The following is a 13,602-nucleotide window of genomic DNA, read 5'->3' as shown; positions in this document are numbered from 1 at the left end:
CGAGGTTTTTGCGGGAGCGATTGGATCACCGCGCCTTACGACGCGACGCTAACGCGGCCTTTCCGATTACTGACGAGCTGCTGCATCGCTACATCCAGGGTTTTGAACCACCACATCATGAGAATGAGTGGAGGGTAGAATAGTCCACCGGGAATATTGCTGCGACAGCACGATCCTTAGAATAGGAGATGAAACCGGGTGCCATATTTGATGAAAGCCTCGCACTTTGAGCTCTCAGAATCCAATCTAACACCACGAACCCGGCGATCCAACCGTCCCCCGGTAAGCCCTGATGCGCACACACATTTCGATAAGTACGTGTCGTGAAGCACCTCATCGAGTGGGCCTTCGATCAAATCGGTGGGTTCAGATATAAAAAGTGGCGGCGTGGCTGCCGATGTCGGCCCCCACGCGATCGTATCCATCAACCTAGGAAATCCTGTACCGCCTCCATGAACTCTGATGGATATTCAACGTTCGACAGGTGAACCGCAGGCAAAACGATCAGCTTCGCGCCGGGCACTGTCGCGGTGATCAACTCGCTATGGCTGAGCGCCGTCACGGTATCGTGCTCGCCGGCAATCACGAGTGTCGGCCGGTTGATTAGAGCCACGGTGCGGCGAAGGTCCGCATCGCGAACCGCCGCAAACAGAGCCGCCAGGCCCTGCCGGTCGATTGTCATCAGCATGGCTCGGAATTCCTCGATAGCTGGATCGTGGGCCGCCAACATACCCGACGGGAACCAATTGTTGAGGAATATCTCGGCGGTCTCCGACATGTCCGGTGCTTGACGCACGGCGGCAATGCGCTCGTCGAAATAGCTTGCGGGTGAGAGGTGTGACGACGTGTTGCTCAGGATCAGCCGGTCGATGCGCTCGGGCGCGTAGATTCCGAGCCACTGGCCGACGAAGCCACCGAGCGACAGGCCGAGGAAGTGCACGCGTTGCAGATGAAGCGCATCAAGTAACTCGATGACGTCGCGGCCAAGCCGGTCCAGCGAATAGGCGCCGGCCGGCACGCTCGATCCACCATGGCCGCGAAAATCGTACCGCAGAACGCGGAAATACTTCGACAATTCGTCGACCTGCCCGTCCCACATGTGCAGCGTGGTGGCGATCGAGTTGGACAGCAGCAGCACCGGCTTTGCGGCGTCGCCGTCGAAGCGGTAGGCGATCCGGGTTCCGTCGCCGACAGTCACGAAATTCAATTCACTCATGATGATGATCCCTCTGGAACGTTGAATGAACCAACCGTAGCGGCGCCTGACGTTTGTTGATATTACAAAGATAGGACAATCTCTGTAATCAGGACTGACATGGCTGAATTCACCTTGCACGACTTGCAGTGTTTCGATGCGGTCGTCCGCACCGGCGGCTTTCAGCCGGCGGCCGCCCTGCTGCACCGCTCCCACCCAGCGGTGTTCGCCGCCGTCGCCAAGCTTGAGCGACAACTCGACCTCGTTCTCCTCGATCGGAGCGGCTATCGAGTTCGCCCGACCGAGGCAGGGCTGTCGTTCCACCGCCGGGCTCAGTCGTTGCTGCGCGAATTGGAAGCCCTGCGGGTCCATGCTGCGCAGCTCTCAATGGGCGAGGAAAGCGAAATCCACGTCGTGATCGGCGACCTCTGCCCGCGAGCACAGGTACTGGGCATGCTCGGACGGTTCTTCGCCCAATGTCCCAGCACGCGCCTGCATCTGCATTTCGAAGCCGTCGGGGGGCCGTGGGAGCGCCTCTTCGATGACGAGGCCGATTTGATCTTGCACTGGATCGACAAGGGCGACGCGCGAGTGGAATGGATCGATCTTTGCAAGGTGCCATTCATTCCCGTGGTGGCGCCGGGCTTTCTGACGGATGACATCAAGCAGCCGATCACTCTCGACCAGATGCAGGCGCTCACTCAATGCGTGATGCGCGACACCGCCCGGCATTCACCGCAACGGGACTACTTCATGATCGAAGGCGCGCCGCAATGCCTAGTGGCCGACCAGGGCATGAAGAAGGAGATTATCCTGCAAGGTCTGGGCTGGGGCCACCTGCCACGCTTCCTGATTGAGGACGAGCTGGGCGATGGACGCCTCCGATCGATTGCCGGTAGCCATATGCCGGGCCGCACCGACGATCTGGTGGTGGCGCGCCGCCGCGACCGCCCGCATGGGCCGATCGCGGACCGTTTATGGGATCATATCCAGCAGGAAGCGACGGCATTGCGCCGCGCGTTGCAGCCCGCGGCAAACTGACCCCGCGATACACGATCTTTGCAGTTGAAGGGATACGAACTGCCGACCCGTGATTATTGCCCCCCCACGCCCCGTTCGACCTTTGGGATGAATTCAAGAGGTTGTTGAGTTTGTGCTTGCATAATCAGCAAGCGTCTTTATATTTGCTAGCATGAACAGCAAGCAGAGAAAGACTCTCGCGGCGGTCTTCAAGGATCCGGTCTCGGGAACCATTGAATGGGCCGCAATAGAGAATCTGCTTGTGGCTGCCGGAGCCGACCTCATTGAGGGGAACGGTTCCCGCGTCAAGTTTGAAAAAGACGGGATCATTGCGAGCTTCCATAGACCACATCCGGACAAGGAAGCAAAGCGCTATCAGGTGCGCGATGCTCGCGAGTTCCTGATGCAGATTGGAGTAACGCCATGAACATCATGACCTACAACGGATATCACGCTCGCATCGAATTCGACGCTGAGGACGATGTGTTTTTCGGCAGGATTGCAGGTATCTCGGATGTAATCGGCTTTCACGGTGACAGTGTCGCTGAACTCAAGAAAGCCTTCCATCAGGCAGTCGATGACTACCTGGAGACCTGTAGGAAAATCGGCAAAGAGCCTCAGCGACCCTATTCTGGGAAGATGATGTTTCGTGTCGCTCCCGAAGTCCATCGCCGAGCAGCTCTTGCTGCTGAGCTTTCGGGAAAGAGTCTGAATCAGTGGGCAGAAGAGGTGCTAAAAGAAGCCGCCGACCATTATGCCGAGGCGCGCCTGCCGGCGTAGCGGATCTTTCGTCACTTTGTCTACATCAAGTCGCTCGCCGATGGGCAGCGGGTTCCCGCCTTTGTTGAGGTTCATCTGCCTGAAGCGCGCGATATCAAGAAGCGTTTCCCGGAGTGTAAAAATCGTACACTCGCCTGGATGCGACCCACTGAGGCTGCGTCTCTCGTCAAGGAGCCAGAATTGCAAGGCCTTCTGCGTCGCATGGAAAAACACGCGGTTTGAGACGGGGTGCGATTCGAATACGTCGGAGGTGGACGGAAGTCATAAGATTGAGGGGCAGTTGTGATCTAGATGCACGAAGACGGGCTTTTTGACGAGGAAGTGGCGGCAACCTACGACGACGCTGGTGGGATCTCGGCCCCGGAGGTCGTTGATCCCGCGGTCAATCTCCTGGTCGAGTTCGCAGGAGGCGGGCGCGTCCTGGAGTTTGCGATCGGTACAGGCCTGGCCCTCCCTCTCGCGCGGAAAGGGATAGAGGTAGAAGGCATTCGAACTTTCGAGAGCGATGGTTTCTCGCCTTCGCGCCAAACAGGGCGGCGCGGAAATTCCCGTGGTGGTGGGTGACATGGCCACGACCCGTGTAGAGGGGCCTTTTTCCCTGGTTTATCTGGCTTTCAACACGATCAACAACCTCACGTCGCAGGAAGCCCAGGTCGCTTGCTTTCTGAACGCGGCCGCGCATCTGGAACCTGGCGGGCACTTCCTGATCGAGGTTGGCGTGCCGCCGCTTCAGCGGCTTCCGCTCGGCGAGACGATCCTGGCGTTCGACCGAAGCGAGACGCATTGGGGCATCGACGAGTACGACGTGGTGACCCAAAACTTCTCGTCCCATCACGCTTGGTTCCGGGACGGAAGCTATAGGCAATTCTTGGTCCCGTTTCGATTTGCATCCAGCGGAATTCGATCTTATGGCGCCTGGCCGGCCTAAAATTCAAAAACCGATGGGACGGGTGGAAAAAGGAGCCGTTCACAAAGGTCAGCGATCGACATGTCTCCGTTTGGCAGAAGATCGCAGGTTAGGCGCGCGATATAATGCCAGTCTCGCGCGAAGTGATCGCCACGCAGCCGCTCGTGAAGACAAAAGATGTGGATAGCCGGCGCCTTCTCCTAGAACCCCGCCGCTGTCTGCGGGCGGTCGCGGGGCCAGTTCGAATGACACGGAATCCGCGTCTGCCACGAACGATCTTGTCGTGACCAGCGGCACGGCGATATAAGGCACGATGACGTCTGATTCAAAGATCTTTGTCGGCCTGAGACCGACGCGAAACAAACCGGCCGAACATCAAGACACGAGCGGCCCGAGATGCCAATGGGATGGATGCGCCAAACAAGGCGTCCATCGCGCCCCAGTGGGAGCGGATGCCGAGGGGCTATACCTGCTCTTTTGTCGCAATCATGCAAAAGAGTACAGTGAAGGCTACAATTATGTGACGAAATTGTCGGCCCCTGTCACGGCCCGGTATCAAAGGGAAGCGGCAAGTGGCAGCCGCCCCAGCTGGGGCGTCAGAGTCGATCACACTTCTGAAACTCCCCTCCCCTCCTCAATTCGCTCCGGGAGTGCGAAGACGATCAACGCGCGAAAAAGCGCAGCACAAAGCCAAGCAGCCAAAGCGACCTTTCAATCCCGCAAACTTAAAGTGCTGGAAGCAAAAGCATTCGAAACGCTTGGTCTTTCGCCGAACTCTACGCCGGACGAAATCAGAAGCCGCTACAAGCAGAGACTCAAGATGCACCATCCCGACGCAAACGATGGTGACCGCACGGCCGAGGAGGCTCTTCGGGCGACGCTTGACGCCCATAAAATCCTGAAGCTCAACGGCTTCTGCTAGCTAGGTGCGATGCACTGGACGCTTTGATGCGCGCTGGCTGGGCTGGTCTTCGTCTCCGATTTGGGGGCGCCTTAGCACACCATGAAAGGACATCGAGGAACGAAGACTGAGGATGGCCCAAAGTGAGCACAACCGATCGTTAGGCGTCCTCATCTCAACGTTGGCCAGGAAGTAGCTCAGAATCGGCCCGTGATCGCGGCGGCGTTCGAACGACTTTATGACGGCTGTCGCATTGAATAGCGTGCCATCATGGAACTTCACACTGTCCACGAGATGGAACGTGTAGGTCAGCCCGTCGTCAGAGATCTCCGTGGCAATTTCGACCGCCTCATGACGGAAGTATGGCGCCAGTTCCGAACGCGAAGTCCCAGTCCCTCAAACAGAAGCTCGTCCCTTGCCTCGGAAATCAGTGCCGAAATAAGAGTAGCAAGCGAGAACAGAGCCATGGCGAGCATGAAGACCGGCCGCGTATTCAGACGCTGCAGCAGGTAACCGGTCACGGTGATGACGACTGCCATAGTCAGCATGAAAGCCGTTGATAGCCACTGCGCTAGGCTCGCGGATATCTGGAGATCCCTCATCAGCCGCGGCAGAGCGACACCATGATCGTGTCGTTCAGAATCATTACGAAGGCCGAGATCAGAAGTAGGCCGATCACCATCCTGTTACGATGGGAGCGATCGTTTGGATGGGATCAATGAGTGGGATCGGACGTGTTCTCGAAATCAGCAGTCATGTGGCCCTTGCCGGAGTAGGGGAAATCAAAGCAGTTCGCTTGAGGATCCGACCCTGTGAATGGACGTGCGCAGCGCAGTTAGCAAAATTTCACCGGGAACGGCCCCGGGACAGAATTACACCCTTCCGACCCCGGTGTTCCATGCTTGTCTCCCCGTGAATTGGAAATTTGGATTAATACCGGACGGAATTTCGCCGTCCCACGGGGCGAAGAGCTCAAGGCTGTCCATTGCCCGACAGGATCTGAGCTACGCCCCGTACACCGACGCGGAACGCTTCGTCGAAGTTTACGCCCCTCACTTGCCAATGTCGGCTTTCCTGTCCCTGCGCCAGATGCCAGGTTGCCACCCAGCCGAAATCCGAGTCGCTCCACACAAGCGAGCCCGTAAGGGCAACATCCGCCCCCATCTCGACGGCCGCCCTCGTCACGTCGGGTGTCTCTTCTGCCCTATCCGAGTCTTTCGGCGCCGGAAAAATGATTGTCATCGCCATGGAAGTTGCGGCTTGCGCGAAGGCCTCGCGCATGGCCGCATCCCGTGCGTTACTGGCATTCACACGAAATTCTTGTTGATACCGCTTTACCTCCAGGAACACTGCAGTCACAGGTCGCTTGTCCCGCCAGGGGCGGCTGCCGAGGCCGTCCAGAAGCCCGTCGACTACCGGCTGATCATAATAGCATGTCAGGTCATGAGGGCGGTCATCCATACCCTGCGCGTCGTGAAAAGGCTTGCCAGCCAGCCGATCTCTATAAGTATATTCGCGAACGAATGTGCTGCCCCTCGCCTTCAGATCGCTCATCTCTGGTCGTTCAACCAGGCGCTGATCTCCTGAAACACGCAGGAGAACCCGTTCCAGACAATCGCGAAAGCCCGTCTCCCGGTTCTTCTCGCCAGTACCCGTCACGATCGTTTGGGACGTGTAAAGCTCATCAAGTGATCCTGCGCCCGCAGGCACGCCCGAGGCTAGAACCAGCATGAGACAAATGAAGGCTTTCCTTGATCTTATCATCTGGTCTCTATGGATCAAACTGAAGACGACCAATGATACCGCTCTCCTCGTGCGTTTCACAGGGGCCAAGCCAAATCTGTTGCCATCGATGTTTCAAGGCTCATATTGAGCCGTCCTGAGGCGCCCTCTAGCGAACCCGCTGGCATCCATCCCGGCCTTGAATTTCTGGCCGAAGGCTGTTGGCACCTTTAAGCAAAAGAGAAAACGACGTTCGCGAAATTGTATTCGCCCACAGGTTGGTTGCCCAGCTTCACCGGTCTCCGTGTAGAGATATAATCAACATCAGTGATATTTTCCCGCCATCCCGGGTCAGGTTCTCGGTGGAAAAGCCGGGTCAGCTCCCAGTGGAATCAAAAATCGTGTGCCGGCGCGCTGCCGGATTGCGCGCTGAAGGCGCGTGCAGATGTGGTTGTGCAAAGGGTCGCCATCGACCTCCAGAGAGCGCGCCGCAGGGACACTTGGCATGAAAGATGGGCATGAGATCCTCCCGGTGCTGACGAACGTGGTCGATCTAACCCTTCTGGAACCGACAAGGTCCAGCAGAAATTTTCGAAGTTCTGCGATGCAAGACGCTCCGGGCAACCCGCCGAGCCGGGGCGAACCGAGATTGGATCACAATCCTTCCTTAAGCGCATGCGCGCCGAACGGGGCCGGTGTATTTCTCATCTGGTACAAACGCAATGCGGCCAACGCTGCTCACGGTCTGGTCAGCAACCTCGTACTCCACGTGCTGGAGCCGGTCGCAGGTTCGCAGATGCAGAAATCCGGCATTCCGAAGACCCTTCTGAACCCTGTCCGTCCTAGCGCGTTACACCCAAGGCAACAAGAGATCCGGGAGATAGCATGACCAAACCCAAGCTCGTGAGCTTGGAACAAGTCGCGCTCGAGGTCGATGATGTTGACGCGGTGCTCGAATTCTATGGCAAGGTCATCGATTTTGAGCTGCGCGGAAGCCACCGCGATAATAGCGGCGTCCTGCAGATGGCTTTCGTGGACATGGGGACCAATTCCTCGCATTGAGCCGCGGCAGAACGCAAGAGCGCGACACCAATCGTCACTTCTGCCTCGTTGTGAACGAAAGATCGATGGTCAGGACCTTGCCACTGCGGCTGGCGCGACGGTCCCGAAAGGCCGGCCGTTCAACTTTCTCGACCCATGGGGAAACCATGTCGAAATCGTCGAGTACCGCGACGTCCAGTTCACCAAGTCGGCTGCCGTGCTCAAGGCGCTCGGCGTTCCCGCCGAACAAAACCGAGACCGCGAGCGCGGAAGAAAGGAATTTGTAATGCCGAAATATCTCACGATCGGTTATGGCGATCAGATCGGATATGATCGCACCACTCCAGCGGTCCGCGATGCCGCGCACGCTTATGACCAGCAGCTGCGGGATCGAGGTGCGATCATGGCCATAGCCGGATCGCCGGTCCAGGTCCGAAACCACGACCGCGCGGGGGTGGAGGCTTCCAAGGGTTCGTTCCTGACGGCCGCATTGCCGTTGGCTGGTTTCGCACTGATAGAAGCTGAAAGCCTGGAAGAAGCTATCGAGATGGTTTCGAAGACGCCATGCGCGGTCGCACAGGGTGTCGTTGACATCTGGCCACTGGAGCAAGCCAAATGACGAGGGCGGATGCGTTCGTCGTTCTTGGCGCAACCGGCCATATCGGATCGGTGGTCGCTCGGACACTTCTTCGAGACGGGCACCAGATTGTCGCGGTCGTACACGACGAGGCGAAGGCCGTGGATCTTAAGTCCGCGGGAGCTGATATCGCCGTCGTCGATCTTGGCGACACGCAGGCTTTGCGCGCCACGCTGCGTCGTGGCCGTCGAGCGTTCCTGCTGAATCCTCCGGCTCCCGTTACTACTGACCCAAACGCCGAGGAAACCCGGACGGCCACCAGCATCGCCGAGGCCGTCGGCGGTGCGGGCCTGGAGAAAGTCGTGGTGGAGTCCACCTATGGCGCACAGCCCGGCGACGCGATCGGCGATCTCTCCGTTCTGTGGAGTTTCGAGAGAGCCGTCGGCGCTGCCGCGATCCCGATGGCCATCAACCGCGGCGCATATTACTACACCAACCTCGACACGCTCCTCGACGAGGCCCGGCATGGCTCGATCGCGACGATGTTCCCGGCGCAGCTGAAGATCCCGATGGTGGCTCCGGTCGACCTCGGTTTGGCCGCAGCAAGACGGCTGACCGGTCCGCTCGACGACGTCGGGGTCAAGTATGTCGAGGGCCCTGAAGCCTACACGTTTGACGATGTCGCGGCTGCTTTCGCCAAAATGCTCGATCATGCCGTCACCGTCCGGACGATCGAGCGGAGCGAGTGGGTATCGAGCTTCAGGCGGGTGGGCTTTTCAGAACCTGCGGCCCAAGCCTACGCGCGGATGACGGAGGTATCACTGGAGGGCTTTGACATGCCTGACGACCCAATCCGCGGAACGAAAAGCTTGCAGGAATACATCTCAGAATTGGTGAAGGAGAGAACGTCGGCGCGATAGCGGGTATCCAAGGGAGCTTTGCGCCAGAAGTCGCAATCCGCCGCCGTCATCGCAAACGTTGGAACGGAACCGTGCCTTTTCTCATTACAGATGGCCCGATTTGGAAGGGAGCAATGTAAATGCAAATCCAAGGAATCTATGCCGCACTCGCGACAGCGAACATGGATAGTGCCGAAAAATTCTATACCCAAATTTTCGACCGAAACCCTGATGATCGTCCGATGGATGGGTTGATCCAATGGCGTAACGTCGCAGGCGGGAATATTCAAATCTTTCACGACAAGGAGAATGCTGGCTCCGGCAGACTAACCATTGTCGTCCCGAAAATGGAGAATGCCCGCAAATCGCTCGCCGAAATTGGCGTGAAGCTCACAGGTGAATTGGAGGGAGACTACGGAAGGATCGCCCAGTTAACAGACCCTGACGGAAATCGCATCACTCTTGCAGAGCCTCCCTCAAGGCCCTTCAGTACATGACCCGGCGAAGCGCGAGCCATGTCGCAACCGCCCGCCAGCGCGACGCTACAGTTGGCCGGCGTCTGCGTATCCACGGAGGCCTTCGGCAAGCCGCGAAGCTCGACTCAAAGCCTGGCCTCTCCGGCTGCCGTTCTCCTATCCTACCGGTAACAAAAATGAGCCGGCGATGATGTGTGCGATGGCGACTGCGGTGCCGGGTGCTCGGAACTCGGGGGGATCTCGCGCATTCTTGTTTCACTCGAAACAGTGCGCACGGCAATGGATGCTTCCTCATCTCGTTTCAAATCTTCGCAGCAGGCTGGCCGCAGCCTTCTAAAGGTTCTCGGTCCCGGTCTGGTGACGGGTGCGGCGGACGACGATCCGAGTGGCATTGCCACCTACAGCCAAGTGGGTGCCCAGTTTGGGTACACTCTTGGCTGGACCATGCTCTTCAGCTACCCGCTCATGGCGGCGGTCCAGGGATTGAGTGCAGGCATCGGAGCGGTGTCGGGCAAAGGCCTAGCCAAAAACCTGAAGCTCCACTACCATCCGTACTTCGCATACGTCGCCATGGCCTTGCTCTTCATTGCAAATTTCGTCAACATCGGAGCCGATCTCGCCGCGATGGGAGCCGCGGTGAGATTGTTCGTTGGCGGGCCGGAGATCGTGTATGCCCTTCTGTTCGGAATCCTTTGCGCGACCGCTCAGGTCTTCGTCCCCTATTCCGCCTATGTCTCTGTCCTGAAGTGGCTGACATTGTCGCTCTTCACTTATGTCGCTGTTGTTCTGGTGGTCGGCGTGCCATGGGGTCAAGCGCTGAGCGGCATCGTCATGCCGACATTCCAGTTAACCGGAGATCACTTCACCGCCTTCGTGGCTGTCCTTGGTACCACGATCAGTCCTTATCTGTTCTTCTGGCAGGCCGGGGAAGAAGTCGAAGAACTCCGACGCCGCAAGCTCGCGCGCCTGCGGCGAATTCCGGAGATGGCCGAACCAGAACTCGGCCGCATCCGCATGGACACGCTCGTCGGCATGGGCTTCTCCAATTTTGTGGCAATCTGTATCATCGTCGCGGCCGCAGCAACCTTGCATGCCAATGGCGTCGACCAGATCGAGACCTCAGCCCAAGCCGCGGAAGCCCTCAAGCCCGTCGCCGGTGAGTTCGCCTTCGCGGTCTTTGCGGCGGGAATAATCGGCACCGGGCTCCTTGCCGTTCCGGTCCTTGCTGGTTCTGCCGCCTACGCAGTTGCGGAGTGCTTTGGTTGGTCGGAAGGTCTCGACAAGAAGCCCAAAGAGGCAAAGGCCTTCTATGCGACAATCGTCGTCGCCACGCTCGGAAGCGTCGCGGTCACCATGTTGGGTCTCGATCCCGTCAGGGCCTTGTTTTGGAGCGCGGTCGTCAACGGTGTGCTCGCGACCCCAATCATCGTCGTGATGGTCATGATGGCGAGGAACCCGGCCATCATGGGAGAACTCAAAGCCCCGCGTTGGATGGTCTATATCAGCGGTTTCACGGCGCTAGTGATGGGCCTGAGCACCATCGGCATGCTCCTCCTTTGATCACGGTTCAGACCGGTCCCTAGGCAATCGTCGATCCTGAGGCCGCGCAAATCATCATCCCGCTGTCCCGCCCGCGTGATTCCCGCGCGTCGCGCGCCCCTGGTCAGGAGTCACTGGACATGCAGTCGAGCGCACTCACCCTCGTAATGCCTGAGACTTCCAAGACAGCGTTCCGCGCGACCTCGTCCATCATCTCCGCGGCACTGGAAGACATCGCAGACCTTCCGATCATTCCTCGCGAGATTGAGGAAATCCTGACGATTAGAGCAGAAGGAATCGTTGGTTGGAGACAGACGTCTTCCGAGCGCGGGAACAAGGTCGAGCGAGACGGATCACCTTTCACATATTCGACCCACGGATTGTGGAAGATCTGCTCGACCGCGGCGCCGTGGACGAATGAAGAGAGGAGGAGGAGGCGGTGAAGGCGGAAGACCAATTTCAACGACTCCGCCCTGTCGCGAGAACAGCGTTCGATGGTGGTTCCATGCCTACGTATGATCGATGCTCCACCTATCGCCCCTGGGTCGAATGCTCAAATGGATGTTTATTAGACATCCATGAAACACACGGAAAAATCATGTATAATGGCTGGGGAGAATTCATGTCGGGGGACTAAGACATGGAGCGCAGATTATCTGCAATTCTAGCCGCCGACGTGGTCGGATACTCCGCACTTATGGAGCAAGACGAGGCGGGCACCTTCGACCGTCTTCGAGCGCGGCGCACGGAGCTTTTTGAACCCGAGATTGCGCGGCATCATGGGCGCATCTTCAAGCTCATGGGCGACGGCCTCCTCGCGGAGTTCGGCAGCGTGGTCGACGCCGTCGAATGTGCCGTGTCTCTGCAGCGCGGAATGACCGAGCGCAACGCCTCTGTCCCTGAGGACGACCGCTTCAACGTCCGCATCGGGATCAACATCGGCGAAGTGATCGTCGACGGTGACGACCGCTATGGTGAAGGAGTGAATGTCGCTGCGAGGCTGGAGCAACTCGCGCCACCGGGCGGGATCTCCGTTTCTGGCAAGGTGGCGAAGGAGGTCGAGAACAAGCTCGCATTTACCTTCGACTCCGTTGGACGGCAGAAGGTCAAGAACATTGAAGAGCTTGTCGATGTCTACCAGGTGCGCATCGACGCCGCGCCACGCCGACGTATTCGGCACAAGCGCAGGATCGGCCGACGATGGTGGGCCATTGGGGCCGCGGCAACCATCGTCGCCTTGGTGGCCGCATGGATGGCGTTACAGAATGCGCTGACCATGACCTCTCCTGCAGGCTCCGGTACGATTCCTTCTGTCGCCGTATTGCCCTTCGCTGATCTCAGTGCCGACAAGAGCCTGGGGTACATGGGAGAAGGGCTAGCGAACGACGTCATCGCCATCCTCTCGCGCTTTTCTGACATTTCGGTCGTCTCGCGAACTTCGTCGTTTGCGTACGAGGGCCAGCAAGGCGACATCCGCCAGATCGGCAAGGAGCTGGGCGTCGGCTATGTCGTCGAGGGCAGCGTGCGCAAGGAGGGCGATAGGGTGCGCATCGTTGCACAGCTTATCAACAGCAAAACGGGGGACAATGTCTGGGCGGACCACTTCGACAAGGCCGGAACCGACCCATGGGCGCTTCAGGATGAGTTGACCGGCAAGATCGTGGGGGCGATGACGGGCGAATTCGGAGCCATTCGCAAAGCGGACTACAGCCGGGCCTGGGGTAAGGATAGCACCAACCTCGCTGAATACGACTACTACTTGCGGGCAGAAAGCCAATTGAACCTCTACACGAAGGAAGGTATGGAACGATCAGGTGAGATTTCACGACAGGGCCTGCAGTCCTTCCCTGGCTCCCCTCTTTTGACCGTCGAATTGGGGTGGTCTCACTGGTTGAACGCTGCGCTGCTCTACAGTTCTGACACGCAGGGAGATCTTCGGGAGGCGAAGCGACTGGTTGATCAGGTCCTCGCAGACAAGAATCTGAGCCCGCAAGTAGCGAGACTGGCAAATTGGCTCAACGCTTGGCTCCTGACCCTGAATAGAGACCATGATGGCGCCGTTGCGGCAATGAACAAGGCCATCACGGCGGCGCCCTATAATGCGTTCACGCTTACGGACGCAGGAAGTATCTTTCTACAAGCCGGTCAACCCGAAAAGGCGCTGGAGCTGACCGACGCTGCAGCCGCGCGGGACCCTGCGCTATCTTGGTTTTTCAACTATGTGCGAGGTTTCATCTACATCGTGCTTGGCAAAAACGAGGACGCAGTTGAGGTTCTAAAGACAACAGATTTCGCCGACGCACCATTGCAACTAGCCATCGCCTATGTGCGTCTTGGACGCGAGGCAGACGCCCGAGCTGCCGTCGGGAAGATGCTCAAGGCAGCTCCGACTGCGACAATCAAATCGTGGCGGCAGACCTGGAACTTCCGAGATCCTTCGATTATGGATCAAGCCGCGGCAGACCTCGCGCGCGCCGGCCTTCCGCAGCAATAAACCCGTCATGCCATGCTAGTCGAGGTGTTCGGGCATCTGCTTGAGTTGATC

At 58.4% G+C, this 13,602-nt stretch carries 16 protein-coding genes and 1 pseudogene; 12 read left to right on the top strand and 5 right to left on the bottom strand.

The features are described from left to right. Positions 1 to 424: 424 nt before the first annotated feature. Complete coding sequence (locus RLEG4DRAFT_RS09170; RefSeq protein WP_003577156.1) at positions 425 to 1,216, bottom strand: alpha/beta fold hydrolase; 792 nt, start codon at positions 1,214 to 1,216, stop codon at positions 425 to 427. 99 nt (positions 1,217 to 1,315) lie between these two features. On the opposite strand from RLEG4DRAFT_RS09170, the gene RLEG4DRAFT_RS09165 reads away from it, so the two are divergent. From RLEG4DRAFT_RS09165 to RLEG4DRAFT_RS59915, 4 genes are all read left to right on the top strand, one after another. Further along, a complete protein-coding gene (locus tag RLEG4DRAFT_RS09165) occupies positions 1,316 to 2,236 on the top strand; it encodes a LysR family transcriptional regulator (protein ID WP_003577154.1) in 921 nt (306 codons plus the stop codon). 151 nt (positions 2,237 to 2,387) lie between these two features. Then, the gene (locus RLEG4DRAFT_RS09160) at positions 2,388 to 2,642 is read left to right on the top strand and encodes a type II toxin-antitoxin system HicA family toxin (protein WP_003572077.1); all 255 of its coding nucleotides are present in this window, start codon (positions 2,388 to 2,390) and stop codon (positions 2,640 to 2,642) included. Further along, positions 2,639 to 2,995 carry a type II toxin-antitoxin system HicB family antitoxin gene (locus RLEG4DRAFT_RS09155; protein ID WP_003577151.1) on the top strand — a complete coding sequence of 119 codons (357 nt, stop codon included), beginning with the start codon at positions 2,639 to 2,641 and terminating at the stop codon, positions 2,993 to 2,995. The genes RLEG4DRAFT_RS09160 and RLEG4DRAFT_RS09155 overlap by 4 nt, the downstream gene beginning before the upstream one ends. 505 nt (positions 2,996 to 3,500) lie before the next feature. Next, entirely contained in the window at positions 3,501 to 3,923 is a 423-nt protein-coding gene (locus RLEG4DRAFT_RS59915) for a hypothetical protein (RefSeq protein ID WP_245277955.1), read from the top strand. An 89-nt stretch (positions 3,924 to 4,012) separates the two neighbouring features. On the opposite strand, the pseudogene RLEG4DRAFT_RS42510 reads toward RLEG4DRAFT_RS59915, so the two are convergent. Continuing rightward, positions 4,013 to 4,102 (bottom strand): annotated as a pseudogene (locus tag RLEG4DRAFT_RS42510) (nucleotidyl transferase AbiEii/AbiGii toxin family protein); the annotation flags it as partial. Between the two features lie 113 nt (positions 4,103 to 4,215). On the opposite strand from RLEG4DRAFT_RS42510, the gene RLEG4DRAFT_RS09145 reads away from it, so the two are divergent. Beyond that, entirely contained in the window at positions 4,216 to 4,824 is a 609-nt protein-coding gene (locus RLEG4DRAFT_RS09145; RefSeq protein WP_003577149.1) for a J domain-containing protein, read from the top strand. Here the strand turns inward: RLEG4DRAFT_RS09145 and RLEG4DRAFT_RS48465 are convergent, their stop codons facing one another. From RLEG4DRAFT_RS48465 to RLEG4DRAFT_RS09130, 3 genes are all read right to left on the bottom strand, one after another. Further along, positions 4,825 to 5,085, bottom strand: coding sequence for a hypothetical protein (locus RLEG4DRAFT_RS48465; protein WP_280803679.1), 261 nt, complete (start codon positions 5,083 to 5,085; stop codon positions 4,825 to 4,827). A gap of 26 nt (positions 5,086 to 5,111) precedes the next feature. After that, entirely contained in the window at positions 5,112 to 5,405 is a 294-nt protein-coding gene (locus RLEG4DRAFT_RS42500; protein WP_037093393.1) for an MFS transporter, read from the bottom strand. Positions 5,406 to 5,775: 370 nt separating this feature from the next. Further along, positions 5,776 to 6,600, bottom strand: a complete 825-nt coding sequence (locus RLEG4DRAFT_RS09130) for a DUF2066 domain-containing protein (protein WP_003577147.1) — start codon at positions 6,598 to 6,600, stop codon at positions 5,776 to 5,778. 430 nt (positions 6,601 to 7,030) lie between these two features. Between RLEG4DRAFT_RS09130 and RLEG4DRAFT_RS40760 the strand changes: the two genes are divergently transcribed. The 7 genes from RLEG4DRAFT_RS40760 (at position 7,031) to RLEG4DRAFT_RS09095 (ending at position 13,551) form a co-directional block, all read left to right on the top strand. Then, positions 7,031 to 7,414 carry a hypothetical protein gene (locus RLEG4DRAFT_RS40760; RefSeq protein ID WP_171898193.1) on the top strand — a complete coding sequence of 128 codons (384 nt, stop codon included), beginning with the start codon at positions 7,031 to 7,033 and terminating at the stop codon, positions 7,412 to 7,414. Beyond that, positions 7,411 to 7,587, top strand: coding sequence for a VOC family protein (locus RLEG4DRAFT_RS41120; RefSeq protein ID WP_003577146.1), 177 nt, complete (start codon positions 7,411 to 7,413; stop codon positions 7,585 to 7,587). Before RLEG4DRAFT_RS40760 ends, RLEG4DRAFT_RS41120 begins: the two co-directional genes overlap by 4 nt. A 265-nt stretch (positions 7,588 to 7,852) precedes the next feature. Then, the gene (locus RLEG4DRAFT_RS09120; RefSeq protein ID WP_003577143.1) at positions 7,853 to 8,185 is read left to right on the top strand and encodes a YciI family protein; all 333 of its coding nucleotides are present in this window, start codon (positions 7,853 to 7,855) and stop codon (positions 8,183 to 8,185) included. After that, complete coding sequence (locus RLEG4DRAFT_RS09115; RefSeq protein WP_003577141.1) at positions 8,182 to 9,063, top strand: NmrA family NAD(P)-binding protein; 882 nt, start codon at positions 8,182 to 8,184, stop codon at positions 9,061 to 9,063. Before RLEG4DRAFT_RS09120 ends, RLEG4DRAFT_RS09115 begins: the two co-directional genes overlap by 4 nt. Before the next feature lie 119 nt (positions 9,064 to 9,182). Then, positions 9,183 to 9,539: a VOC family protein gene (locus tag RLEG4DRAFT_RS09110; RefSeq protein ID WP_003577139.1), complete on the top strand. Its 357-nt coding sequence runs from the start codon at positions 9,183 to 9,185 to the stop codon at positions 9,537 to 9,539. 258 nt (positions 9,540 to 9,797) lie between these two features. Then, positions 9,798 to 11,078: an NRAMP family divalent metal transporter gene (locus RLEG4DRAFT_RS09105; RefSeq protein ID WP_037093390.1), complete on the top strand. Its 1,281-nt coding sequence runs from the start codon at positions 9,798 to 9,800 to the stop codon at positions 11,076 to 11,078. Between the two features lie 619 nt (positions 11,079 to 11,697). Further along, positions 11,698 to 13,551: an adenylate/guanylate cyclase domain-containing protein gene (locus RLEG4DRAFT_RS09095; RefSeq protein WP_003577134.1), complete on the top strand. Its 1,854-nt coding sequence runs from the start codon at positions 11,698 to 11,700 to the stop codon at positions 13,549 to 13,551. The last annotated feature ends 51 nt before the right edge of the window (positions 13,552 to 13,602 follow it).

The organism is Rhizobium leguminosarum bv. trifolii WSM2297, assembly GCF_000271845.1.
This window is presented reverse-complemented; position numbering and strand designations above follow the sequence as displayed.

What these genes read in the sequence shown, in the direction of transcription:
- RLEG4DRAFT_RS09170 (WP_003577156.1), bottom strand. Translation starts at nt 1,216, where the DNA reads ATGAGTGAATTGAATTTCGTGACTGTCGGCGACGGAACCCGGATCGCC.
- RLEG4DRAFT_RS09165 (WP_003577154.1), top strand. Translation starts at nt 1,316, where the DNA reads ATGGCTGAATTCACCTTGCACGACTTGCAGTGTTTCGATGCGGTCGTC.
- RLEG4DRAFT_RS09160 (WP_003572077.1), top strand. Translation starts at nt 2,388, where the DNA reads ATGAACAGCAAGCAGAGAAAGACTCTCGCGGCGGTCTTCAAGGATCCG.
- RLEG4DRAFT_RS09155 (WP_003577151.1), top strand. Translation starts at nt 2,639, where the DNA reads ATGAACATCATGACCTACAACGGATATCACGCTCGCATCGAATTCGAC.
- RLEG4DRAFT_RS59915 (WP_245277955.1), top strand. Translation starts at nt 3,501, where the DNA reads ATGGTTTCTCGCCTTCGCGCCAAACAGGGCGGCGCGGAAATTCCCGTG.
- RLEG4DRAFT_RS09145 (WP_003577149.1), top strand. Translation starts at nt 4,216, where the DNA reads ATGACGTCTGATTCAAAGATCTTTGTCGGCCTGAGACCGACGCGAAAC.
- RLEG4DRAFT_RS42500 (WP_037093393.1), bottom strand. Translation starts at nt 5,405, where the DNA reads ATGAGGGATCTCCAGATATCCGCGAGCCTAGCGCAGTGGCTATCAACG.
- RLEG4DRAFT_RS40760 (WP_171898193.1), top strand. Translation starts at nt 7,031, where the DNA reads ATGAAAGATGGGCATGAGATCCTCCCGGTGCTGACGAACGTGGTCGAT.
- RLEG4DRAFT_RS41120 (WP_003577146.1), top strand. Translation starts at nt 7,411, where the DNA reads ATGACCAAACCCAAGCTCGTGAGCTTGGAACAAGTCGCGCTCGAGGTC.
- RLEG4DRAFT_RS09120 (WP_003577143.1), top strand. Translation starts at nt 7,853, where the DNA reads ATGCCGAAATATCTCACGATCGGTTATGGCGATCAGATCGGATATGAT.
- RLEG4DRAFT_RS09115 (WP_003577141.1), top strand. Translation starts at nt 8,182, where the DNA reads ATGACGAGGGCGGATGCGTTCGTCGTTCTTGGCGCAACCGGCCATATC.
- RLEG4DRAFT_RS09110 (WP_003577139.1), top strand. Translation starts at nt 9,183, where the DNA reads ATGCAAATCCAAGGAATCTATGCCGCACTCGCGACAGCGAACATGGAT.
- RLEG4DRAFT_RS09105 (WP_037093390.1), top strand. Translation starts at nt 9,798, where the DNA reads ATGGATGCTTCCTCATCTCGTTTCAAATCTTCGCAGCAGGCTGGCCGC.
- RLEG4DRAFT_RS09095 (WP_003577134.1), top strand. Translation starts at nt 11,698, where the DNA reads ATGGAGCGCAGATTATCTGCAATTCTAGCCGCCGACGTGGTCGGATAC.